Annotated in this window: 16 protein-coding genes; 12 read left to right on the top strand and 4 right to left on the bottom strand. The window is 67.0% G+C overall.

Features of this window, described 5'->3' with window-relative positions; all coding sequences use genetic code 11:
• Window positions 1-81 precede the first annotated feature (81 nt).
• From mnmC to ABE454_RS15160, 4 genes are all read left to right on the top strand, one after another.
• Window positions 82-1,956: an FAD-dependent 5-carboxymethylaminomethyl-2-thiouridine(34) oxidoreductase MnmC gene (gene mnmC / locus ABE454_RS15175; protein WP_346532943.1), complete on the top strand. Its 1,875-nt coding sequence runs from the start codon at window positions 82-84 to the stop codon at window positions 1,954-1,956.
• Between the two features lie 59 nt (window positions 1,957-2,015).
• Window positions 2,016-2,438 carry a DUF6491 family protein gene (locus tag ABE454_RS15170; protein ID WP_346532942.1) on the top strand — a complete coding sequence of 141 codons (423 nt, stop codon included), beginning with the start codon at window positions 2,016-2,018 and terminating at the stop codon, window positions 2,436-2,438.
• 197 nt (window positions 2,439-2,635) lie between these two features.
• Window positions 2,636-3,799, top strand: coding sequence for an efflux RND transporter periplasmic adaptor subunit (locus ABE454_RS15165; protein ID WP_346532941.1), 1,164 nt, complete (start codon window positions 2,636-2,638; stop codon window positions 3,797-3,799).
• A 9-nt stretch (window positions 3,800-3,808) separates the two neighbouring features.
• A complete protein-coding gene (locus tag ABE454_RS15160) occupies window positions 3,809-6,898 on the top strand; it encodes an efflux RND transporter permease subunit (RefSeq protein ID WP_346532940.1) in 3,090 nt (1,029 codons plus the stop codon).
• 323 nt (window positions 6,899-7,221) lie between these two features.
• Here the strand turns inward: ABE454_RS15160 and ABE454_RS15155 are convergent, their stop codons facing one another.
• Together ABE454_RS15155 and nhaA are read right to left on the bottom strand one after the other, a co-directional pair.
• Window positions 7,222-9,816: a TonB-dependent receptor gene (locus tag ABE454_RS15155; RefSeq protein ID WP_346532939.1), complete on the bottom strand. Its 2,595-nt coding sequence runs from the start codon at window positions 9,814-9,816 to the stop codon at window positions 7,222-7,224.
• Between the two features lie 231 nt (window positions 9,817-10,047).
• On the bottom strand, window positions 10,048-11,259 hold the full coding sequence (nhaA, locus tag ABE454_RS15150) for a Na+/H+ antiporter NhaA (protein WP_346532938.1): 1,212 nt from the start codon (window positions 11,257-11,259) through the stop codon (window positions 10,048-10,050).
• A 224-nt stretch (window positions 11,260-11,483) separates the two neighbouring features.
• On the opposite strand from nhaA, the gene ABE454_RS15145 reads away from it, so the two are divergent.
• The 6 genes from ABE454_RS15145 to ABE454_RS15120 all read left to right on the top strand — a co-directional run bounded on the left by ABE454_RS15145 (window position 11,484) and on the right by ABE454_RS15120 (window position 18,637).
• Window positions 11,484-12,935, top strand: a complete 1,452-nt coding sequence (locus ABE454_RS15145) for a protein adenylyltransferase SelO family protein (RefSeq protein ID WP_346532937.1) — start codon at window positions 11,484-11,486, stop codon at window positions 12,933-12,935.
• Between the two features lie 361 nt (window positions 12,936-13,296).
• A complete protein-coding gene (locus ABE454_RS15140; RefSeq protein WP_346532936.1) occupies window positions 13,297-13,719 on the top strand; it encodes a DoxX family protein in 423 nt (140 codons plus the stop codon).
• 224 nt (window positions 13,720-13,943) lie between these two features.
• Complete coding sequence (locus ABE454_RS15135; protein ID WP_346532935.1) at window positions 13,944-14,432, top strand: MerR family transcriptional regulator; 489 nt, start codon at window positions 13,944-13,946, stop codon at window positions 14,430-14,432.
• Window positions 14,433-14,436: 4 nt separating this feature from the next.
• On the top strand, window positions 14,437-16,218 hold the full coding sequence (locus tag ABE454_RS15130; RefSeq protein ID WP_346532934.1) for an acyl-CoA dehydrogenase C-terminal domain-containing protein: 1,782 nt from the start codon (window positions 14,437-14,439) through the stop codon (window positions 16,216-16,218).
• A gap of 219 nt (window positions 16,219-16,437) precedes the next feature.
• Window positions 16,438-17,601 (top strand): acyl-CoA dehydrogenase family protein, encoded by a 1,164-nt coding sequence (locus ABE454_RS15125; RefSeq protein ID WP_346532933.1) that lies wholly within the window; start codon window positions 16,438-16,440, stop codon window positions 17,599-17,601.
• Between the two features lie 85 nt (window positions 17,602-17,686).
• Complete coding sequence (locus ABE454_RS15120; protein ID WP_346532932.1) at window positions 17,687-18,637, top strand: class I SAM-dependent methyltransferase; 951 nt, start codon at window positions 17,687-17,689, stop codon at window positions 18,635-18,637.
• Here ABE454_RS15120 and ABE454_RS15115 read toward each other — a convergent pair.
• Window positions 18,629-20,242 (bottom strand): ABC1 kinase family protein, encoded by a 1,614-nt coding sequence (locus tag ABE454_RS15115; protein WP_346532931.1) that lies wholly within the window; start codon window positions 20,240-20,242, stop codon window positions 18,629-18,631. The genes ABE454_RS15120 and ABE454_RS15115 overlap by 9 nt on opposite strands.
• On the opposite strand from ABE454_RS15115, the gene ABE454_RS15110 reads away from it, so the two are divergent.
• Together ABE454_RS15110 and ABE454_RS15105 are read left to right on the top strand one after the other, a co-directional pair.
• Window positions 20,241-21,098, top strand: coding sequence for a 16S rRNA (uracil(1498)-N(3))-methyltransferase (locus tag ABE454_RS15110; RefSeq protein WP_346532930.1), 858 nt, complete (start codon window positions 20,241-20,243; stop codon window positions 21,096-21,098). The two genes, ABE454_RS15115 and ABE454_RS15110, sit on opposite strands and share 2 nt — an antisense overlap.
• A 69-nt stretch (window positions 21,099-21,167) precedes the next feature.
• Entirely contained in the window at window positions 21,168-22,529 is a 1,362-nt protein-coding gene (locus ABE454_RS15105) for a glutamate--cysteine ligase (protein ID WP_346532929.1), read from the top strand.
• Here the strand turns inward: ABE454_RS15105 and ABE454_RS15100 are convergent.
• On the bottom strand, window positions 22,526-23,320 hold the full coding sequence (locus tag ABE454_RS15100; protein WP_346532928.1) for a TSUP family transporter: 795 nt from the start codon (window positions 23,318-23,320) through the stop codon (window positions 22,526-22,528). The two genes, ABE454_RS15105 and ABE454_RS15100, sit on opposite strands and share 4 nt — an antisense overlap.
• Window positions 23,321-23,630 lie beyond the last annotated feature (310 nt).

The following is a 23,630-nucleotide window of genomic DNA, read 5'->3' as shown; positions in this document are numbered from 1 at the left end:
CCCTTTTTTCTTGCCCGTTTTTCTTCCTCCCGTTTTCCGGCGCGCTTCCGTCCTGCGGCAGAGGCCGATAGACCGGCCGTCATGAACGCCGCGCCCGACACGCCCCCTGACGCCGCATCCGAAACGCCCGAGGACGGCGCCTCGCCGCAGTTGCTGTGGGCCGAGGACGGCTCGCCGCGTTCGGGCCGATTCGGCGATGTCTATTTCTCGAAGGACGACGGTCTGGCCGAGACGCGCGCCGTCTTCCTGGAAGGCTGCGGCCTGCCGGACGCATGGGCCGGGCGATCCGTCTTCACCGTGGGCGAACTGGGCTTCGGCACCGGGCTGAACATCGTGGCCCTGCTGGACCTGTGGCGGCGCGCGCGGCCCGAAGGCGGTCGGCTGAAGATCTTCTCCATCGAGGGCTTTCCCCTGACGCGCGAAGAGGCGGCGCGGGCGCTGGCCGCATGGCCCGAACTGGCCGAGACGGCGGCGGGCGTGCTGGCGGTCTGGCCCGCCGGGACGCCCGGCTTTCACCGACTGGACCTGCCCCAGTGGGGCGCGAGCATCGATCTGGCTGTCGGCGATGTCGCGTGGGCGCTGGAACAGTGGTCCGGCGCGGCCGACGCCTGGTTCCTGGACGGATTTTCGCCGGCGCTGAACCCCGGCATGTGGTCGCCGCAGATCATGGCGCAGGTCGCGGCGCGGTCGCGGCCGGGGGCGCGGCTGGCCACCTTCACCGTCGCCGGGGCCGTGCGGCGCGGACTGGCCGAGCATGGCTTCACCGTCGAGAAGAAGCCCGGCCACGGGCGCAAGCGTGAACGGCTGGAAGCGCGGATGGCGGGCGAGACGCCGGGCGAACGGCTCCCGCACGTCGCCGTTATCGGCGCGGGGATCGCCGGAGCCGCGACCGCACGCGCCCTGATCGCCGAGGGCGCGCGCGTCACCGTCGTCGAGGCCGGGCAAGCGGGCGCAGGGGCCTCGGGCTTTCCGGCATCGCTGGTCACGCCCCGGCTGGACGCGGGCGACGCCCTGATCGCGGGGCTGCACGCGCAGGCCTTGAGCCGCGCCGGCGACCTGTATCGCGCCCTGCCCGGCGCCGTCGTGGCCGAGGGGGTGCTGCAACTGGAGCAGGCGCCGCGCGACGCCGCGCGCTTTGACAAGATCGCCGCCCAGACGCTGTGGCCCGAAGGCGCGATGCAGAGGCTGGACGCCGCCGCCTGTTCCGCGCGGCTGGGCGAGCCGACGACGCGCGGCGGGCTGATGATGGCGCAGGCGCTGGCCGTGCGATCCGACGCCATACTGGAGCCGTGGCTGACGGGCGCCGCGCGGATCAAGGCGCGCGTCGAGAAGCTGGAGCCGACAGCGGACGGCTGGCGCGTGCTGGATCAGGACGGCGCGGTCGTGGTCGAGGCGGACGCCGTGGTTCTGGCGGCGGGCTGGGGCTCGGCGGCGCTGGAGGCGGGTCTGCCGCTGTCGCCGGTGGCAGGTCAGGCGGACTGGATCGAGACAGACGGCGACGATGACGGGCCGGTCCCGGCGGCCTGGGGCGGCTATGCGGCGCCGACGGGGCGCGGAATGCTGTATGGCGCCACCCATGATCGGGGCGTGACGGCGCCTGAAGTCTCTGAAGAGGCCAGCGCCCGCAACCGCGCCGCCCTGACCGCCGCCCTGCCCCGGCGCGCGGCCGCGGTTGAACAGGCGCCGAGCGCGGCGCACGGCCGCCGCGTGGCGGTGCGCGCCACCACGCCGGATCGCCTGCCGCTGTGCGGCGCATGGGCGGCCGGGCTTTATGCGCTGACGGGGCTGGGGTCGCGAGGGTTCTGCGTCGCGCCCCTGCTGGGCGAGCATCTGGCGGCGATGATCCTGGAGCGGCCTTCGCCCCTGCCCCGCGACATGGGGCGACGGCTGGATCCGCGCCGCCATGATCGGCAACCGCAAGACCCGCCGCACGTTCTGAAAGCGACTGACGGGTAAGGTTCATCGCGCGGCGCTAGACTGCCCGGATCGACCTTCCGCCTTCATGGAGAACCGCCATGCGCGCTCGTCCTATTTCTTTCGTTGCCGGGGCCGCTGTTCTGGGCGCCCTGGCCGTGACGGCCTGCGCGCCGGTTCAGGGCGCGGACGGGACCGGCGCGACGGCGCAGGCCGCCCCGCGCAAATGCCTGTATCAGAACGATGTCCGCAGCTTCCGCGTCTCGCAGGATGCGCGCAACGTCTATGTGCGCGGGCTGGACAAGACCGTCTATCGCCTGTCGGTCATGGGGTCGTGCCCCGAGCTGGACACCGCCATGGCGATCGGCTTCGCGCCGATGGGCGGGATGAACAGCCTGTGCACCGGCGACTATACGAGGCTGGTGGCCGGAGGCGCGCCGACAGGGATGCCATGCAATGTGCGCCTGACCGGCGCCCTGACCGAGGCCGAGGTCGCCGCTCTGCCGGAACGTGATCGGCCCTAATACGGCGGTCCTGACAGCGGAAACCGTCGCCGATGCGTGGCGCGCGGTCGCAGGTCAGATTACTTCTGCGTAATTACAAACGAGTCGTTTGAGCACGGATCGACGAACGGCTAAGTAGGCTTGCTATGCCCGCGACGCCGGACAGAAGGTTGGCGCGCGCCCAGACTGTACGCTCAACCTTTCCAGGATATCTGCCCGTGCCGATCTTTCGACGCGTTCCGGCCCGCCTGAGCCCCTCTGCGCCCCTGACAGCTGCGCTGGCGATCGCCGTCAGCCTGACCCTGTCCGCCTGCGGCGGGCACGGCGAGCAAAAGGAAAAGCCCGACGGCGCGTCGCGCCAGAGCGTCAGCACGGCGACGGCGACCTCGGTCGCCCTGCCCCGCACCGTGGTCGCCTCGGGCACGGTTTCGGCATGGGAAGAGGTGCCGGTCGGCGCCGAGACCGGCGGGCTGACGGCGACTGTGCTCTATGTCGACGAAGGCTCCTATGTCCGGCAGGGTCAGCCGCTGGTGCAGATGAACGACGTGCTGCTGAAGGCCCAGTTGCAGCAGCAGCAGGCGGCCGTGCAGACGGCCGAGGCCAATGTCGCCCGCGACGACGCCGCCCTGTCTCGCGCGCAGGAACTGAAGGCGCGCGGCTTCCTCAGTCAGGCGTCGCTGGACACGGCTCTGGCCAATCAGCGCGCCTCGGCGGCCAATCTGGCCTCGGCGCGGGCGTCGCTGTCGGAGACGCAGACCCGCCTGTCGCAGGCCACCATCCGCGCGCCGGTCAGCGGCCTGATCATCAGCCGCAGCGTCACCAAGGGCCAGATCATCACCGCCGGAACCGAACTGTTCCGCATGGTGCGCGACGGCCGTCTGGAGCTGGACGCCCAGGTGCCCGAGACGGAACTGTCGCTGATCCAGGCCGGTCAGAGCGCGGCCGTCACCTCCAGCCAGGCCGGTTCAACCACCGGCACGGTCCGCATCGTCACGCCCGAGGTCGACGCCCAGAGCCGGCTGGGTCTGGCCCGCATCAGCCTGGCCCCCGGCAGCGCGCTGAAACCCGGCATGTTCGCCCGCGCCGCCATCGAGGCGGGCGCCCGCCCGGCGACCGTGGTGCCGACCGACTCGGTCCTTTACCGCAGCAACAAGTCGGGGGTGTTCGTGCTGAACGCCGGCTCCTCGGTGCGCTTCGTTCCGGTGACGGTGCTGTCGCGGCGCGACGACCAGACCTCGGTCGAGGGGCTGGAAGCCGGGGTGCGGGTCGTGGTGGCCGGCGCAGGCTTCCTGAACGACGGGGACAAGGTGACGGTGGCCGCGCCGAAACCGGCCACGGCGCCCGCTCCGGCCCCGGCGCCCCAAGCGCCCGCCAAGAAGTAAGGCCCGGCCATGCACCAGATTTCCGCCTGGGCGATCAAGAACCCCATCCCCATCATCCTGCTGTTCCTGCTGCTGACGCTGGGCGGGGTGACCGGCTTCGCCGGGATGCGGATCAACAACAACCCCGACATCGACTTCCCGCTGGTCGCGGTCACGGCCGCGCGCCCCGGCGCCGCCCCGACCGAGATGGAGGTGCAGGTCACGCGGGTGATCGAGGATTCGATCGCCGGCCTGTCGGGCGTGCGCCACATCTATTCCAACGTCTCGGACGGGGTCTCGACGACCACCATCGAGTTCGAACTGGGCACGGACACCGAACGCGCCACCAACGACGTGCGCAACGCCATGAGCGGCGTGCGCGCCAGCCTGCCGCAGGACATGCAGGAGCCGACGGTCCAGCGCATCGACATCACCGGCGACGCCCTGATCACCTATGTGGTCCGCTCGCCCACGATGACGCCGGAACAGATCAGCTGGTTCATCGACAATGAGGTCAGCCGCGCCCTGCTGGCGCTGGGCGGCGTCGGCGAGGTCAACCGCTCCGGCGGGGTGGACCGCGAGATCCGCGTCGAACTGGATCCGCAGCGCCTCGGCGCCTATGGCGTGACGGCGGCCCAGGTCAGTCAGGCCCTGACCAACGTCAACAACAACCTGCCGGGCGGGCGCGTCACCATCGCCGGTTCCGAGCGCGCCGTGCGGACGCTGGGCGCCGCCGGTTCGGTCGAGCAGCTGCGCGAGACGCTGGTGCCTGTCGGCGACGGCAAGAGCGTGCGTCTGGGCGATCTGGGCACGGTCGTCGACAAATGGGGCGAGCCGCGCCGTCTGGCCCGCTATAACGGTCAGGAGGCCGTGACCTTCAACTTCCTGCGCTCACGCGAGGCCAGCGAGGTCAAGATTTCCGAAAAGGTGCGCGCCGAGGTCGCCAAGATCGAAAAGGCCCACCCCGACCTGACCATCGAACAGGTCACCTCCAGCGTGAAATACATCGAGGAATCCTACATGGCCTCGCTGGAGGCGCTGATCCTCGGCGCCGTGCTGGCGGTGATCGTGGTGTGGATTTTCCTGCGCGACTGGCGGGCGACCCTGATCGCGGCGACGGCCATGCCGATGTCGCTGATCCCGACCTTCGCCATACTGGGGCCGATGGATCAGTCGCTGAACGTGGTGACGCTGCTGGCCCTGTCGCTGACGATCGGCATTCTGGTCGACGACGCCATCGTCGAGATCGAAAACATCGTCCGCCACATGCGCGACGGCAAGCCGCCCTATGACGCCGCCTTCGAGGCCGCCGACGAGATCGGTCTGGCGGTCGTGGCGACGACCGGCACCATCATCGCCGTGTTCGCGCCCGTGGGCTTCATGCCCGGCATCATCGGCCAGTTCTTCAAGGCCTTTGCGCTGGCCGCCTGCATCAGCGTCTTCTTCTCGCTGGTGGTGGCGCGTCTGCTGACGCCGCTGATGGCGGCCTATATGCTGAAACACAGCCATCATGAGGACAAGGACCCCTTCTGGATGGGGGGCTATCTGCGCTCGCTGAAGTGGTGCCTGCGCTACCGCTGGATTGTCTTCATCATGGGCGGCGCCTTCCTGTTCGGCTCCATCGGGCTGTCGATCGCGACCAAGATGTCGTTCGAGTTCATGTCGCCCGCCGACGAAGGCCGCGCGGCCTTCCAGATCGAACTGCCGCCGGGCGCCACCCTGCGCCAGACCGACGCCGTGGTGCAGCACGTGACGCGGGCGCTGAACGACCGGCCCGAAGTCGTCTCGGTCTACGCCGCCGTCGGCGGCCAGACGGTCAATCAGGCCAATGTCTATGCCGACCTGACGCCCAAGGGTAAGCGCGACCTGAGCCAGCAGGCCTTCGCCCGCGTCATGGTCGATGAGCTGAAGCAGATCCCCGGCGCCCGCATCCGCGCCGGCATCGCCCAACAGGGCGGCGGCCCCGGCGACGGCACCAGCTACACCTTCTCCATCCTGGGCGACGATCCGACCACGCTGGAGGCCGCCGCCCGCAAGGTGGAGGCCGATATGCGCGGGGTGCCGGGGCTGGCCAATGTGGTCAACACCGCCGCCATCGCCCGCCCGGAAATCCTGGTCACGCCGCGACCGGACGAAGCGGCGCTGCTGGGCGTCTCGGCCGGGGCCATATCCCAGGCCGTGCGCGTGGCCACCATCGGCGACGTCGACCAGAACCTGCCCAAATACAATCTGGGCGACCGGCAGATCCCGATCCGCCTGCAACTGACCGAGGAAGCGCGTGAAGACCTGAACGTGCTGGAGACGCTGCGCGTGCCGACGGCCTCGGGCGCCTCGGTGCCGCTGAGCGCCGTGGCCGATATCGACTTCGGCGCAGGCCCCGCCACCGTCAGCCGTCAGGATCGCTCGCGCATCGCCTCGATCACCGCGGAACTGGACGGCACGACTACCGGCGCGGCGGGTCAGGCGGTCAACAAGCTGGCCTCTGTGAAGGACCTGCCCGAGGGCGTGCGTCAGGTGCCCGCCGGGGACGCCGAGTTCATTCAGGAGATGCTGGTCGGCTTCGGCATCGCCTTCATCTCAGGCATTCTGCTGATGTATGCGGTGCTGACGCTACTGTTCAAAAGCTTCGCCTATCCGGTCACCATCATGGCGGCCCTGCCCCTGGCCATCGGCGGCGCCTTCATCGCCCTGGTGATCGCGGGCAAGAGCTTCTCCATGTCGGCCCTGATCGGGGTGCTGATGCTGATGGGGATCGCAGCCAAGAACTCCATCCTGCTGGTCGACTACATCATCATGGCCGAGAAGAGCGGCCTGAGCCGGTTCGCCGCCATCATGGACGCCGCCCACAAGCGGGCCCGGCCGATCCTGATGACCACCTTCGCCATGGGGGCGGGCATGGTGCCCATCGCCATCGGCTGGGGCGCCGACGTCGAGTTCCGCTCGCCGATGGCCGTGGCCGTGCTGGGGGGGCTGATCTCTTCGACCTTCCTGTCGCTGCTCTACATCCCGGCGGTGTTCACCATCGTCGACGACATCGCAGGCTTCGGACGGCGGCTGCTGCACCGGATGTTCGCTGGACAGCGGCGGATGGCGGGGGAAAGCCACACCCCGGCCGAGTGAGGCGAGAGCCCAGGCGCTGAAAACAGGAAAGCCCCCAGTCGCAAGGCCGGGGGCTTTTTCGTAGGCGGCTTTCTCCCTCCCCGGGCCGGGGAGGGAGGTTGAGGCGAAGCCGAAACCGGGTGGGGGCGGCAAGGCTATTCGGGGGCAGAGACCGGGGTGGCGGCGGGTCCACGATAATGTCGAGGCTAGCATCGCCCGGCCCTCCCCACCCGGTCGCTACGCGACCACCCTCCCCGGAACGGGGAGGGAGAAGGTTGTGCGGAATGAAGAAAGGCGGGCCGGATTGCTCCGACCCGCCCCCTGGTTTCAGACGTTCCGCTGGATCAATAGCGGACGCGCAGGGTCACGCCATAGGTGCGCGGCTGGCCCATGAAGGCGTTGTAGGTCTGGGTGTCGCCGGCCGGGTTGTAATAGGTGCCGTTCGGCTGAACCGTGGTCTGGAAGGCCGAGCCCTGCAGCGGGGCGTTGATGGCCACCTGCATATATTCCTCGTCCGTCAGGTTCTGGCCCCACACGTCCACCGCCCAGCGCTCGTCTTCCGAACCCAGGGTGATGCGGCCGTTCAGCAGGGTCATGGCGCCCTGCATCTTGTAGGGCAGCAGGTCCGAGCCGGTGTTGAACTCGGTCGAGTATTTGGCCGACAGGTTCATGCCGATCTGCAGCCCCGAACCGATCGAACGGTTGAAGGCCATGGAGGCCGTGGCAGACCATTCCGGCGCAAACGAAGCGCGGGCGCCCGGCAGCAGCGACAGCTGCGGGAAGTTGCCGGGGTTGGTCAGGTCCGCCGCTGTGAAGTGGCCGTATTTGGTGTCGGCGTAGGTCACGCCGCCCGAGAAGGACAGGCCCTCGACCGGGGTGAACCAGACGAAGTCGGCGTCCACGCCCTTGGTCGTGACCTCGGGGATCGACTCCACCACGAAGGCGGTGCCCAGGAAGGTGTTAAGCTGGAAGTCTTCGAACGTCTGATGGAAGTAGGTGAGGTTCAGCAGGACCGAGCGGTTGAACAGGGTGTTCTTCAGCCCGACCTCATAGCTGTCGACCGTCTCGGACGGGAAGTAGAGCGACGACGTCGGCGTCACGCCCGTCTGCACGCGGTCCATGTTGTAGCCGAAAGACTTATAGCCGTGCGCGAAGGACCCGTAGGCCATGACGCTGTCATTGAAGCGATAGCTGGCCTTGATCGTGCCCGAGAACTCGCCGCCGTTGTTCGACTCTGAAATGCCGCGATTGTCGAACTGGGGATTGGCCCAGGGCAGGCAGATGGTCCCGACCAGGGTCGAGGCAAGACCCTGGATCTGCGCAGGCGTCAGCGAAGGATTCGCTATACCGATGGCGCCGCCGATGGCCGCAGCATTGCCCAGCGCGCCGCCGCAGGCCGCTCCATTGACGCCCACATTGTCCTGGAGAGCCAACAGCCGCTTGTTATCGTTTGAATAACGCAGGCCCAGAGTGACATCGAATTTGTCCGTCAGCTTCACCGTGTTGTTGGTGAAGAAGGCGATGGATTCAGTCGTCTGGCTATAGTGATCCTTCACGCCTTGACCGACACCAAAGCCTGGGCCTGTCGGCGCCGTAGCGCCAGTCAGACAGCCGACGATGCCCATCGGCGTCGCACCCGCGCCGGTCACGCAGTTCACCGCCGCCGGATTGGTCAGGTTCAGACGCGAACCCAGCAGCAGCGAGAGATAGGGCGTATAGCCGGCGCCGTACCAATAGCTGTCGGCGCGCGCGATATTCTCACGCGTCAGGAAGGCGCCGACCAGCCAGTCGAGGCGGTCGGTGGCGCCCGCCAGGCGGAACTCCTGGGTCAGGTTTTCAAGCTCGAAGCCGTAGCCGCCGTCGTTCTGGCGATACAGCAGGTCGGCCGTCGAATAGTCGAGGTCCATGCCGTTGTCGCCCGACCAGTTCCGCCAGGAGCTGAGCGAGGTGAAGGTGGCGTTCCACGACGGGATGTCGATGTTGGCCTCAACCGACAGGCCCATGTCTTCCATGGTCTGGCCGGTGCCGCGGTTGGCGTAGGCCGTGCGCGAGAAGGGCAGTTTGCCGTAGCCCGGCGCGGGCGGCGTCTGCTGGCCGCCGACCGCCGCGATGATCGGATAGGTCGGGCCGGTGCGGATCTGGGTCGAGACGCAGCAGTATTCGTCGCGCTTGGAATAGTCGGCGATGACACGGATCGAGACGTCGTCCGACGGCAGGATCAGCAGCTGGCCGCGGGCGGTCCAGAAGTCCTGGTTCTGATCGTCGGTTTCCTGACGCGGGCCGGGGCCGGTGATGACGTCATAGAAGCCGTCACGCTCGCGCTTGGCCATATAGAGGCGGCCGGCGATCTTGTCGGTGATGGGGCCGGTGACGGCGCCCGCCAGACCCCAGGCGCCGAAGTTGCCGTAGGTGGCCTCGGCGCTGAAGCCGGGGGTGAAGGACGGCGCCTCGGTGATGATGTTGATGACACCTGCCGAGGTGTTCTTGCCGAACAGGGTGCCCTGCGGCCCCTTAAGCACCTCGATACGGCTGAGTTCGCCCAGATCGCCGAAGCCGACGCCGTTGCGCGAGCGATAGACGCCGTCGATGACCACGCCGACCGAGCTTTCCAGACCGGGGTTGTCGCCCACGGTGCCGACGCCGCGGATACGGGCGGTGGTGGCGGTTTCAGACTGGGTCGAGGTGACGGTCATGCCCGGCGTCAGGATCTGCAGATCCTTGATGTCGCGCACCCCGGCGCCGTCCAGCGCCTCGGACGACAGGGTCGTGACCACGATCGGCACGTCCTGCAGGCTCTGTTCACGTTTCTGGGCCGTGACGATGATGTCGTCGACCGTGGTGGGGCCGTCCTGGGCGGCGGCCGCCCCGGCGAAACCAAAGGCTGCGACGCCGACAACGGCGACCGATGCGGTGCAGCGGAGGATGTGGTTCAAACGCATTAGGCGGCTCCCCGACTCTATGGGCCCGACCGCATTCGCGGCCGTGCGCGATTCCTGTCCCTGATGACCCGCAGTCCTTGAACGCCACGGGTTCTCAATCAAAAGGGGTAATCCATGGTCGAGTCACCGACAAGGATACGCCACTTGGGGAACGATAATTTCACCCAAGCCCGCCCCACCTGTGGCGAGAAAGAGACAAATATACTGACGTTAGGTCAATGTTATCGCCGATCAGTCAGCCGAAGCGACTGATTTTTCTTCGCGTCTTTTCTTCCGCCCGGCCTCGGCAAGGGCCAGAATCACGGTCGCCGCCACGACCGACAGCAGCGAGCCGCCTATCACGCCCAGCTTGACCTCGATCTGTTCGGGCGAGTCCACGGCGCCGGGGAAGGCCAGCACGCCGATGAACAGGCTCATGGTGAAGCCGATGCCGCACAGCAGGCTGACGCCATAAAGCTGCATCCAGCCTGCGCCCGACGGCTTGTCGCCCAGACGCAGCTTCACCGCCAGCCAGGCCACGCCGAAGACGCCGACCTGCTTGCCCACGAACAGGCCGAGCGCGATGGCGATGACCAGCGGGGCGAAGGCCTGTTCCAGCGACAGGCCGGCGAAGGACACGCCCGCCTTGGCGAAGGCGAACAGCGGCAGGACCAGATAGGCCACATAGGGGTGCAGGTCGTGCATGGCGTCCTTGAGCGGGCTCTGGGACGTCTCGCGGCGCGGATTGACCGGCACGATCAGGGCGAAGGCCACGGCGGTCAGAGAGGTCGACAGGCCCGACAGCACCGTCAGATACCAGACGGCCGCAAAGCCCAGCACCCAGAAGGCGGCGGCCATGCGGCGACGCCCCAGAATGGCGAAGACGGCGATAAGCCCCAGCGCCGCCAGCAACGGCCCCCACTGCACCCCCTGACTGAACAGGATGGCGATCAGGGCGATGGCGCCCAGGTCGTCGACGATGGCCAGCGTCAGCAGGAAGACGCGCAGGGACGACGGCAGATTGCGCCCCACCATGGCGAAGACCGCCAGGGCGAAGGCGATGTCGGTGGCCAGCGGAATGGGCCAGCCCTGATGCGGCCCGCCCAGCGCTCCGGCGACCGCCAGATAGACCAGCCCCGGAACCGCCATGCCGCCCAGCGCCGCCAGAATGGGCAGGGCCAGCTTCTTCGGATTGCTCAGTTCGCCCTTGAGGATCTCGTATTTGATCTCCAGCCCGACGACGAGGAAGAAGACGGCCATCAGGCCTTCCTTGATCCAGTCGGACACGGTCTCTTCCAGCCGCAGCGGGCCGATCTGGACAGCATGGACGCTTTTCAGCCAGCCGAAATAGTCGGCCGACCACGGCGAGTTGGCGACGATCAGCGCCGCGATGGCGGCGAAGCCAAGGACGGCGCCGGAGCCGGCCTCGGTCTTGAGGAAATCGAGCGTGAGTTTTCTGGCCACGAAGGTCTCCGAAACGATGAGAGGGTCTGTCGTGGCGTCAGGTTATCGACGGACGCCGGACCGGATTCGCACGCATGAAACGGCGCCAGCCTGACCTCGCGGTGGGATCGCGCGAGGCCTGATGTCTGCCGGTGAAAATACGGATCGGGGCCGAAGGTTCAACCCCGGCGCGCCCGATCGGCCGCGCGGTTGCGAAATGCGCGGCGAAGGGGCATCTGCCGCCCATGCCCGTCTCCCCCGCCTATCGCCCCGAACCCCGCTTTTCTGAACTGGGCGCCGACTATGGCGATCCCGTTGATGCCGCCGCCTTTCCCCAGACGACGCTGCGCCTGCGTAACGACCGTGCGGCGGCGAGCGTCGGGCTGGAGACATTGAGCGACGCGGAGTGGGTCGCCCACTTCGGCCGGTTCGAGCCCCTGCCCGGCCAGCCCGGCCCCGTGGCCATGCGCTACCACGGTCACCAGTTCCGCGTTTACAACCCCGACATCGGCGACGGGCGCGGCTTTCTGGCGGCGCAGATGCGGGAAGTCCCTGAAGCAGCCTTGCTCCGCGAGCAAGGCGATAGGGACACTCAAAACCCCCGCCTTCTCGATCTGGGCACCAAAGGTTCGGGCATAACGCCTTGGTCGCGTCATGCGGACGGGCGGCTGACGCTGAAGGGCGGCGTGCGCGAGGCGCTGGCGGCGGCCATGCTTGAAAGCCTCGGCGTTCCGACATGCCGCATCCTGTCGCTGATCGAGACGGGCGAGGATCTGGAGCGGCACGACGAGCCGTCGCCGACGCGCTCCGCCGTCATGGTGCGGCTGTCGCACAGCCATATCCGGTTCGGGACGTTCCAGCGCGCTGCATACTATGGCCGAAAGGACCAGATCGAAGCGCTGATGGAGCACGCGCGCAGCCTGTATCATCCGGCGGTCGCGCCGGGCGACGCGGCGGGTTTTCTGGGCGCGGTGGTGGAGGCCTCGGCGGCGCTGACCGCGAAATGGATCGCGGCGGGCTTCGTCCACGGGGTGCTGAACACCGACAATCTGAACGTGACGGGCGAGAGCTTCGACTACGGCCCGTGGCGCTTCCTGCCGCACTATGAGCCGGGCTTCACCGCCGCATATTTCGACCAGAACGGCCTCTACGCCTTCGCGCGCCAGCCCGAGGCGGTGTTCTGGAACCTGACGCAGCTGGCGGGCTGTCTGAAGCTGATCGCCGAGCCGGAACCGCTGGCGGCGGCGCTGAACGCCTTCGGCCCGGCCTATATCCGCCATCTGCGGGCGGCCTTCCTGAACCGGCTGGGCGTGCAGAGTCTGGGCGAGGCGGCGGATCAGCGGCTGCTGGACGCCACCCTGGCCCTCGCGCGCGAGAAGAAGGAGGCCCTGCGCTGGGAGCCGATCTTCTTCGACTGGTTCGGCGGCTTCAGCTCGGCGGCGCGGGCGCTGGGCGGAGTGCGCGGCAAGACCTATCAGGGCGAGGCCTTCGACGCCTTCCGCTTCGCCCTGATGGAGCATGAGCCGGATCGGCCCGAGCGGCTGGAGCATCCGATGTTCGCCGCGCCCGAACCCGAAGAGATGCTGATCGATGAAGTCGAGGCCCTGTGGAGCGCCATCGACACGGCCGACGACTGGGCGCCGCTGAAGGCCAAGCTGGCGCGGCTGGAGGCGGCGCGGGAGGCGTGGGCCTTTTGATTATCCCGCTCATCCCCGCGGAGGCGGGGACCCAGTTAGAGCGCCGCACGCATCGGGCGGCCACATCTAGAACGCGCGCCTGTTAGCCAAAAAACTGGGTCCCCGCCTCCGCGGGGATGAGCAGATATTGGGTTGCGTCGCCCATGTCATCAATTGATGTCATCGACCGTTGACTCGAATCCGATCCACGCCTAAATCCCTGCGATCCGGCGGGCTGAAGGGGGTTTGCGTCTCGCTTTCCATGCGATCGGCGCCCTTGTGACGGCCTCCTCGAACCGTCGGATCACAGATTGTTTCAGGCGGTTGCAAAACAGCTTAAAGAAACTGATCTTGTGACTGTTGCGAATTAACGGTTACGGCCATGACGACGACCACCTTGCCCCAGCATCACGCGCGCGCCCGCGCTGACTATCTGAACATCACGCTTTGGACCTTCCAGGGCTGGATCTCCATGTTCTTCATCGCCGCCGGCTACGCCAAGCTGACGGAATCGATGGAGAATCTGATCGTCCTGATGCAGTGGCCCGCCCTGACCGGCGAAGCCGTGGTGCGCGGTGTGGGCGTGGTCGAAATCGCCCTGGCGGTGCTGATCCTGGCGCCGGTGATTTCGTGGAAGATCGGGCGCCTGCCGGTGCTGATCGCGGCGGCGGGCCTGCTGGTGCTGGAAATCGCCGCCCTGGGCTTTCACGCCGTCAGCCTGAACCTGGGCCTGAGCCTGACCAATGTCTTTCTGATCGCCATCACGGCGCCGGTGCTGTGGCTGCGGCGAAACCGCCAGCTCTGAGCCGCAGACGCCGAAAAGATTTGCAGGTCCGCTTCTCCCCCTCCCCCTGAGGGCCTGCGAATGACGAAGGCCGCGACCGCCCCCGGTTGCGGCCTTTTTCGTGTCTGCAGGACCGCCGCGCGGCCGACCTCGCGTCACACGGGCAAGGCGGGCGCCGTTCACAACTTCGTAGGAGGCCGGGCGGAAAGCTTCCCTTTACGTCCGCGTCAAGTTATGGAGTCGTCATGTCCATGGCAGACGATCATCGCACCTACTCCATACGGCAGCTGTGCCGCGAGTTCGGCGCGACCGCGCGCGCCCTGCGCTTCTATGAGGACAAGGGCCTGCTGACACCTTCGCGCAAGGGGCAGACCCGTGTCTATGGCCCGCGCGACCGCGCCCGGCTGAAGCTGATCATGCGCGGGCGGCGCATCGGCTTCACCCTGGTCGAGATCCAGGAGATGCTGGATCTGTATGACCAGAAGGACCACAACGTCCATCAGATGGCCATCGCCCTGCCCCGTCATCGCGCCCGCATTCAGGCGCTGCGGCAGCAACTGGAAGACATCGAAGGCGCAATCGAAACGGCCGAAGCCGCCTGCGCCTGGATGGAAAAGACCCTGAGCGAACACCGCCCCGACCTTCTGCCGGGCGCAGAGGCCTACGCCAGCCTGCTGAGCGAACGCCTCAACGACCCCGAAGACCACTATCAGACCTTCAAAGCGAGAGCGTGATCCCATGACCTATAAGGCGCCCGTCCGCGACCTGTCCTTCGTCCTGCATGACGTGCTGCAGGTCGAGAACTACGGCAACCAGCTGCCCGACGCCGACCTGTCGCGCGACCTGATCGACCAGATCGTCGAGGAAGGCGGCAAGTTCGCCGAAGAGGTCATCGCCCCGATCAACCGCCCAGGCGATCTGGAAGGCTGTCACATCGACGGCGACGTGGTGACGACGCCCAAGGGCTGGAAGGAAGCCTATCACCAGATGGTCGAGGCCGGCTGGCCCTCGCTGGGCTTCAGCACCGAGTTCGGCGGTCAGGGGATGCCCTCGGTCGTGTCGAGCGCGGTGGGCCAGTTCACCGCCGCCGCCAGCGCCGCCTTCTCCATGTATCCGGGCCTGACCAGCGGCGCCTTCCACGGCATCGAGGCCAGCGCCTCGGACGAGATCAAGCAGAAGTATCTGCCGAAGATGGCGTCGGGCGAATGGACCGGCACCATGAACCTGACCGAGCCGCAGTGCGGCACCGATCTGGGCATGGTCCGCACCAAGGCGGTTCCGAACGGCGACGGCTCTTATTCGATCACCGGCCAGAAGATCTGGATCTCGGCGGGCGAGCACGACTTCGCCGACAACATCATCCACACGGTGCTGGCCCGCGTCGAAGGCGCGGTTCCGGGCATCAAGGGCCTGTCCCTGTTCGTCGTGCCCAAGTTCCTGGTGAACGAGGACGGTTCTCTGGGCGAGCGCAACGGCGTGTCCTGCGCCGGCCTCGAGCACAAGATGGGCATCCACGGCAACGCCACCTGCGTCATGGCCTATGAGAACGCCAAGGGCTGGCTGATCGGCGAAGAAGGCCGCGGCATGAACAACATGTTCGTGGTCATGAACGAGGCCCGTCTGGGCACCGGCCTGCAAGGCCTGGCCATCGGCGACGCCGCCTATCAGGCCGCCGTCGAGTTCGCCAACGACCGCCTGCAGGGCCGCGCCCTGACCGGATCGAAGAACCCGGACGGCCCGGCCGACCCGATCATGGTCCACCCGGACGTTCGCCGGATGCTGCTGGAAGCCAAGGCCTTCGTCGAAGGGGGCCGCGCCTTCATCCTGTGGACCGCGCTTCAGGCCGACCTGCAGAAGGCCGCCGATGAAGCCGTCGCCACCAAGGCCAAGGACTACATGGGCCTGATCACGCCCGTGCTGAAGGCCTATCTGACCGACAAGGGCTTCCACGTCGCCTCGCTGGCGATGCAGGTCCACGGCGGTTCGGGCTACACCGAACACTTCCCCGCCTCGCAGTATCTGCGCGATGCGCGGATCACCATGATCTATGAAGGCACCAACGGCATTCAGGCGCTGGATCTGGTCGGCCGCAAGCTGCCCGCCAACGGCGGCCGCGCCATCATGAGCTGGTTCGCCGACATCGACGCCTTCGTCAGCGAGAACGGCGACGACGAGGCGATCAAGCCCTTCGTCGACGGCCTGGCCGACGCCAAGAAGAAGCTGCAGGAGGCCACCATGTGGCTGATGCAGAACGGCATGGCGAACCCGGACAACGCGGCGGCGGCATCGACCGACTATCTGCACATCTTCGGCCTGACCGCCTACGCCTTCCTGTGGGCGCAGATGGCGAAGGCCGCGCAGGCCAAGATCGCCGCCGGGGACGCCGATCCCTACTACGCCAACAAGCTGATGACCGGCCGCTACTTCGTCGAGCGCATCCTGCCCGACGCCGGGGCGCACCTGAAGAAGCTGAAATCCGGCGCCGAAGTGCTGATGCAGATGCCCGCCGAGGCGTTCTGAGGCACGACGTCCAGTCTCCTCCCCATCCCTGATGGGGAGGTGGCGCGGCGCGCAGCGCCGTGACGGAGGGGGCGACGCCGACGCGCAAGATCGGCGCGCCCTGACATTTTTTGCGGCGGAGTCGCCCCCTCCACCGCGTAGCCTGTCCTCGGGCTCGCCGCAGGCGAGGCCCGGGGGCGGTCCCCCTCCCCATCAGGGATGGGGAGGAGAGGAAAATCCATGAACGTGCTTAACAGCCCCGAACCCGATTTCATGAAGGAAGAGGAGATCGTCCTCTTCTCCGACTCCGTCGCCAAATGGGTCGACGAGCACGCCCCGCAGGAAAAGTTCCAGCAGTGGATCGCCGAGTCCTCGGTGCCGCGCAGTCTGTGGACGGCGGCGGGTGAAGCGGGCCTGCTGGGCCTGTCGCTGCCGGAAGAGGACGGCGGCTTCGGCGGCGACTACCGGCACGAGGTGGTGCTGATGCGCCAGCTGGGCTGGAAGGGCGCGGACCACTTCGGCGTCTCGCTGCACAACGCCATCGTCATGCCCTACATCTGGCACTACGGCACGGCCGAGCAGAAGGCGCGCTGGCTGCCGCGCCTGCAGTCGGGCGAACTGGTCGGCGCCATCGCCATGACCGAGCCGGGCGCGGGCTCGGACCTGCAGGGGGTCAAGACCACCGCCGTCAAACAGGGCGACCACTATGTCCTCAACGGCTCCAAGACCTTCATCACCAACGGCCAGCTGGCCAACTTCATCATCGTCGTCGCCAAGACCGACCCGGCCGAGGGCGCCAAGGGCACCAGCCTGATCTGCCTCGAAACCGACGGCGCCGAGGGCTTTGAGCGCGGGCGCAACCTGCACAAGATCGGCATGGAGGCGAACGACACCTCCGAGCTGTTCTTCAACGATGTGAAGGTTCCGCTGGAGAACGTCATCGGCGACACTGAGGGACAGGGCTTCGTCCAGCTGATGCAGCAGTTGCCGCAGGAGCGGCTGAACATCGCCGTTCAGGGCGTGGCCGCCGCCGAGCGCGGGCTGGAGGCGACGCTGGCCTACGTCAAGGAACGCAAGGCCTTCGGCAAGCGGGTCATCGACTTCCAGAACACCCAGTTCAAACTGGCCGAGATCAAGACCAAGCTGACGGTCGCCAAGGTCTTCGTCGACCACTGCATCGGCCTGCACCTGAAGGGTCAGCTGGACGCCGCCACGGCCTCCATGGCCAAATACTGGGTCACGGACATCCAGGGCGAGACCATCGACGAGATGCTGCAGCTCTTTGGCGGCTACGGCTATATGATCGAATATCCGATCGCCCAGCTGTACAAGGACGCCCGCGTCCAGCGCATCTACGGCGGCACGAACGAGATCATGAAGCTGCTGATCGCCCGGACGCTGTAGCGAGCAATATAACTGTAACAATTCACGCACTATTCACGCATCCTTCCACTGTGATACGGCTGAAACCGTAGCCGTGGAGGTTTGCGTGATAAGCAAAGACGATATCCGTAACGCGTATCGCTACATTCTGGGTCGTGAGGTCGAAAACGACCTCGCCCTGGAACCCCACCTCAAGCACAAATCCCTTCAGGACCTCCGCAGAGCCTTTCTGTCCTCAGACGAGTTCAGACAGAAAGCGGGCATGGCGCTGGCCATCGGCCGGTTCACCGACCAGACCGTTCTCGACATCGAAATCGATTGTTCACCGCAGGAGCTGGAAGCCATGCTTGCAGAAACCGCGCGGACCTGGAGCAAGTTCGGCGAGGAAGCCCCGCACTGGTCTGTTCTGACCCATGAAAAATACACCCCGGAAAACATCAACGCCAACATAGACAGCTTCTATGCCAGCGGCGTTCACAACCTTGATCGCGTACTCAACACGCTCAAGCGCGCGGGGATGAAATCAACAGGCTTTGAACAGGCTCTGGATTTCGGGTGCGGCGTCGGTCGGCTGTCCATGCCGCTGGCGCGGATGGCCAAACGTGTCACCTCCATGGACATCTCGCCGGGTCATCTCAAACTGGCGCAGGAGCGCGCCGTCGCTGAAGGCCTGAAGAACATCGACTTCGTCCACTTGCGCGACCTTCGCGACCTGGACAAGGCGAACGGCTATGACTTCATCATTTCCCTGATCGTGCTCCAGCATAATCCGCCGCCGATCATGGCCTATGCTTTTACGCGTCTTCTGCGGGCGCTCCGTCCGGGCGGTGTCGCCATCGTCCAGATGCCCACCCTCATGCGTGAGCGTTTTTCCGTGAAAGACTATCTGGCTCACAAGACAGGCGACATGGAAATGCACGCCCTGCCGCAGGACGCCATCTTCGAGATTATCGAGCGTGAAAATTGCCGCCCTATCGAAGTGGCTGAAGACGCCTCCATCGGCGCTATCGGCCTGTCGCACCGCTTCACCATATTGAAGCAGCCGGCCTCAGCCTAACAGCAGGGCGCCCGCGATCAGCGCGCCGGCGAACACAATCGAAGCGGCGATCCACCGCCCGGCCGAGAGGATCGACCGGGCGGTTTGCCTGTCTGACGTCGTGTGGACGACAGGGTCGGCCGTCAGGCGGCGCGAGGCGGCGCGCAGCAGGCGGGGCAGGTCGTCACTGGCGGCCGACAGGTCCAGCAGGGCGCCGATCAGGCGGTTGCGCAGAGCCTCAGGGCTGCGGCTGGAAAACAGGGCGCGGCTCCAGGCGCCCTTCATCGTCCGGACCAGATCGAATTCGGGATCGACGCGCGACAGCACCCCCTCGATCGTCACCAGCGCCTTGAGGATCAGCACCAGATCGGGCGGGGCGGCCACCCGTTCCTGCCGCATCAGGCCCATCAGATCGGCGACGATGGCGGGCAGGTCGACCGCGCCCTGACCGTGGCGGGCGATCAGCCGTTCGGCCCCGGCGGTCAGGCTGGTGCGCGAGACATCAGTTCCCTCGGTCCAGTCAGCCAGCACCTCGGCCATGCGGGCGCCGTCGCCGGAGGCCAGCGACTGGACGAAACTGATCAGCTCGGCCCGGCGGCGCGGGGTGACGGTCCCGACCATGCCGAAGTCCAGCAGCCCCACCCGGTCGCCGGGCAGGCCGCGCAGATTGCCGGGGTGCGGATCGGCGTGGAAGCGGCCGTTGACCAGCACCATGTCCAGCACCGCCTCGGCGCCGACGCGGGCCAGTCGGTGCGGGTCGATGCCCGCCGCCCTCAGCCGCGCCGCGTCGATCGGCGCCACCCCGTCGATATAGTCCTGCACCAGCACGCTGTCGGTCGTGTGTTCCCAATAGACAGCGGGAATGACGACATCGCGGTTCTTGGCGAAGTCGGCGGCGAAGCGGTCGACGTTGCGGCCCTCGGTCGTGAAGTCCAGTTCGTCCAGCATGGCCTCGGTCAGCTGGGCGATCAGGGCGCGCGGGCGATAGCGGGCGATGCCGGCGCTGGACTGTTCGGCGCGGCGGGCCAGTTCGGCGATCAGGCGCAGGTCGGCCTCGACGCGCGGACGCACGCCGGGGCGGCGGATCTTGACCACCACCTCGGTTCCGTCGTGCAGGGCGGCGCGGTGCACCTGGGCGATGGAGGCGGCGGCCAGCGGCGCCGTGTCGAACCGGGCGAAGACCTGTTCCGGCGGCCCGCCCAGCGCAGCCTCGACCTCGGGCCGCAGCGTCTCGAAGTCGAGGGTGGGGCCGGCGCTCTGAAGCTGTTCGAACTCGATGATCCAGTCGGCGGGCAGCAGGTCCGAGCGGGTGGACAGGATCTGGCCCAGCTTGACGAAGGTGGGGCCCAGCGCCTCCAGCGCCTGACGGGTGCGGCGGGACAGGGGCTCTGGCCCCTCGGCCTCATCCTCGCTCCCGCCGCCGAGGCCGAGGCGCAGCAGCACGGCCTCCAGCCCGAAGCGGGCGGCGACGCCGGAAATCTCGGCCAGACGTTTTCGATCGCGCGCCGCTACGGCCAAGGTTGTGAACATCACAGACGAACGCAGGCCGAACCGCCGCGTTCCCGCCGACTTCAGTCGATCGCCGCGCTTGGTCGTCGTCATGAAAGCGCGATATGCAGACGCCATGATCCGTCTTCATGTTCAGGGCGACCTCGCCCCCGGCGCCGCCGTGGCGCCCACGCTCGACCAGTCGCGCTATCTGACGCAGGTGATGCGCTTGAAGGCGGGCGACGAACTGCTGGTCTTCAACGGCCGCAACGGCGAGTGGCGCGTCAGCGTCGCCGAGGTGCTGAAGAAGGGCGTCATCCTGCGCGCCGAGGAACAGACCCGGCCGCAGACTTATGGCCCCGATCTGGAGCTGATCGTCGCCGTGGTGAAGAAGGCCCGCGTCGAGACCATCGTCGAGAAGGCCGCCGAACTGGGCGCCAAGCGGGTGCGGCTGGTGCTGACCCAGCGCACCAACGCCGACCGGCTGCGGCTGGACCGGCTGGACGCCATCGCCGAGGAGGCCGCCGAGCAGACCGGCCGTCTGGACGTGCCGGTGGTGGACGATCCGGTGAAGCTGGACGCCCTGCTGGACGGCTGGGAGGACGGGCGGCGGCTGATGTTCTGTGATGAGACGGGCGGCGCGCCCGCCATCACCGCGTTGACGCCGTTTTCTCCCTCCCCCTTGTGGGGAGGGTCGTCGGCGCGCAGCGACGACGGGGTGGGGGCGACGGGGGGCGTGCCGGATCACCAGGCCCTCCCCACCCGGTCTCGCCCTGAAGGGCTCGACCACCCTCCCCGTCCCGGGGAGGGAGAAGGTCGGTGGGCTATTCTGATCGGTCCGGAGGGCGGGTTTTCGCCGGAGGAAGGCGAACGGCTGCGGGCCCTGCCCTTCACCACCGCCGTCTCGCTGGGGCCGCGCATCCTGCGGGCCGACACCGCCGCCATCGCCGCCATGACGCTGTGGCAGGCGGCGGTCGGCGACTGGGATCGTTAGAAGTTTCCGCCGCCCCCCTTGAGCATGGCCGACGGCTGGCCCATCTAGCCGCGACAGCAGAGGTTACAGATGTCCGACACGGCGCCCCTTTCCAGAGACCAGCTGATCCACGCCATGTCGAAGGGCGAGAAGCCCCGCGATCAATGGCGCATCGGCGCGGAGCACGAGAAGTTCGGCTTCGACAAATCGACCCTGCGGCGCCCGGCCTATGAAGGCCCCGGCGGCATCAAGGCCATGCTGGACGGGCTGACGCGCTTCGGCTGGACGCCGGTCGAGGAAGCCGGTCACGTCATCGCTCTGGAAAGAAAGAACGCCGAGGGCTTCAGCGCCTCGATCAGCCTGGAGCCGGGCGGACAGTTCGAACTGTCGGGCGCCCCGCTGAAAGACATCCACGACATCTGCAACGAGACCGGCCAGCATCTGATGGAGGTCAAACAGGTCGCGGACCAGCTGAATCTGGGCTTCCTGGGCCTGGGCTTCGACCCGATGTGGCGGCGTGAGGACATCCCCGTCATGCCCAAGGGCCGCTATGACGTCATGCGCGCCTACATGCCCAAGAAGGGCAAGCTGGGTCTGGATATGATGCTGCGGACCTGCACCATTCAGGCCAACCTCGACTTCGACAGCGAGGCCGACATGGTGCTGAAGTTCCGCACGTCGCTGGCGCTGCAACCCATCGCCACGGCCCTGTTCGCCAACAGCCCCTTCACCGAAGGCAAGCCGAACGGCTTCCTGTCGGCGCGCGCCAATGTCTGGACCGACACCGACCCGGACCGCACCGGGATGCTGGACTTCGTGTTCGAGGACGGCTTCGGGTATGAGCGCTATGCCGACTATGCGCTGGATGCGCCGATGTATTTCGCCAAGCGCGGCGAGACCTATGTCGACCTGTCGGGCCAGTCCTTCCGCGCCTTCATGGACGGAAAACTGGACGCCCTGCCCGGCGATCGGGCCACAGTTCAGGACTGGGCCGACCACCTGACCACCCTGTTCCCTGAAGTGCGTCTGAAACAGTATCTGGAGATGCGCGGCGCCGACGGCGGGCCGTGGAGCCGCATCTGCGCCCTGCCCGCCCTGTGGGCCGGGATCTTCTATGATGCGCCGTCGCTGGCGGCGGCATGGGACCTGTGCAAGGACTGGGACATCGCCGACCACGAGCGCCTGCGCCGCGACGTGACGCGACTGGGCCTGAAAGCCGAGGTCAACGGCCGCAGCGTGCGCGACATCGCCGTCGACATGGTCAACATCGCCAAGCAGGGCCTGAAGAACCGGGCTCGGTTCTCGGGCGGCATGGTGGACGAGCGCGGCTACATCACCGAACTGGAAGACATCGCCGACAGCGGCGTGACCTCGGCCGACCGGTTGCTGGAACTGTACAACGGCGAATGGGGCGGCGACATCAGCCGCGTCTATCGCGACTGCGCCTATTAAAGGCCCAGCCAGCCCGCGATCATGGTCCTGAGCGGATTGGCGGGGTCGGACAGCAGCCGCGCCGTCATCGCCAGAGAGATCACCACCAGCAGCGGCCGGATCAGGCGCGGGCCGAAGCGCATGGCCGCGTGCGAGCCCAGCCGCCCGCCGATGAACTGACCCACCGCCATGATCCCGGCCAGCGCCCAGACAATGTGGCCGCCGACGGCCAGAACGACGATGCCGACGACATTGCTCATCAGGTTCAGCGCCTTGGTGTGCGCCGTCGCCCGCGTCAGCCCCATGCCCAGCAACATGACGAGGCTGAGCGCGAAGAACGACCCCGTTCCCGGCCCGAAGAAGCCGTCGTAAAAGCCGATCCCCCCCGCCACGAAGGCATAAGCCAGCGGCGTCAGCCGGGCGTGGGCGTCCTCGTCCGCCGCCTTGGGGCCGAGCAGGAAATAAAGGGCGATGCCGACCAGCAGCACCGGCAGCAGCACCATCAGCCAGCGCGTATCCACCAGGGTCACGGCGAAGGCGCCCAGCCCCGCTCCAACCGCGACCAGCGCCAGAGGCCAGCGGATCAGGCGGAAATCGACGCGCCCCTTGCGCCAGAAATTCCACAGGGCGCTGGCCGTACCGACGCTGCCCTGAACCTTATTGGTGGCGATGGCGGCGACCGGGTTCAGCCCCACCGACAGCAGGGCCGGCAGCGAGATCAGCCCCCCGCCCCCGGCGATGGCGTCGATGAAGCCGGCGATCACCGACGCGACGCCCAACAGGGCGATGATCTCAGGCGTCAGTTCAAACACGCGCGCAGCACTCCGGTCAGGCGGGCGCTATAGACCCGCGCGAGACGGATCGCTACCGTCCCTGCGCCTGAAGACAGACGTAAAGGGTTGACTGACGCACGGCATTTTTTGAAGATACTAGGCTCGCAGGCTTGCGAAAACCACAACAATTACATCAGAACAAGCACTAAAACATTTTCATATCGCGATTACTAGTGAACAATTCCCTCATAAATTTTGTAATACTTTTCGCGCTATTAGCTTTTGCTTTGTACTTATATTACAAAATTGATTTCATTCTTAAAAAAGAAATAAGAATGGACTCTGGCTG

It is taken from the genome of Brevundimonas diminuta, assembly GCF_039673845.1.
GTDB lineage: Bacteria > Pseudomonadota > Alphaproteobacteria > Caulobacterales > Caulobacteraceae > Brevundimonas > Brevundimonas diminuta_E.
The sequence above is the reverse complement of the archived record's forward strand: the minus strand, read 5'-3'. Positions and strand labels throughout refer to the sequence as shown.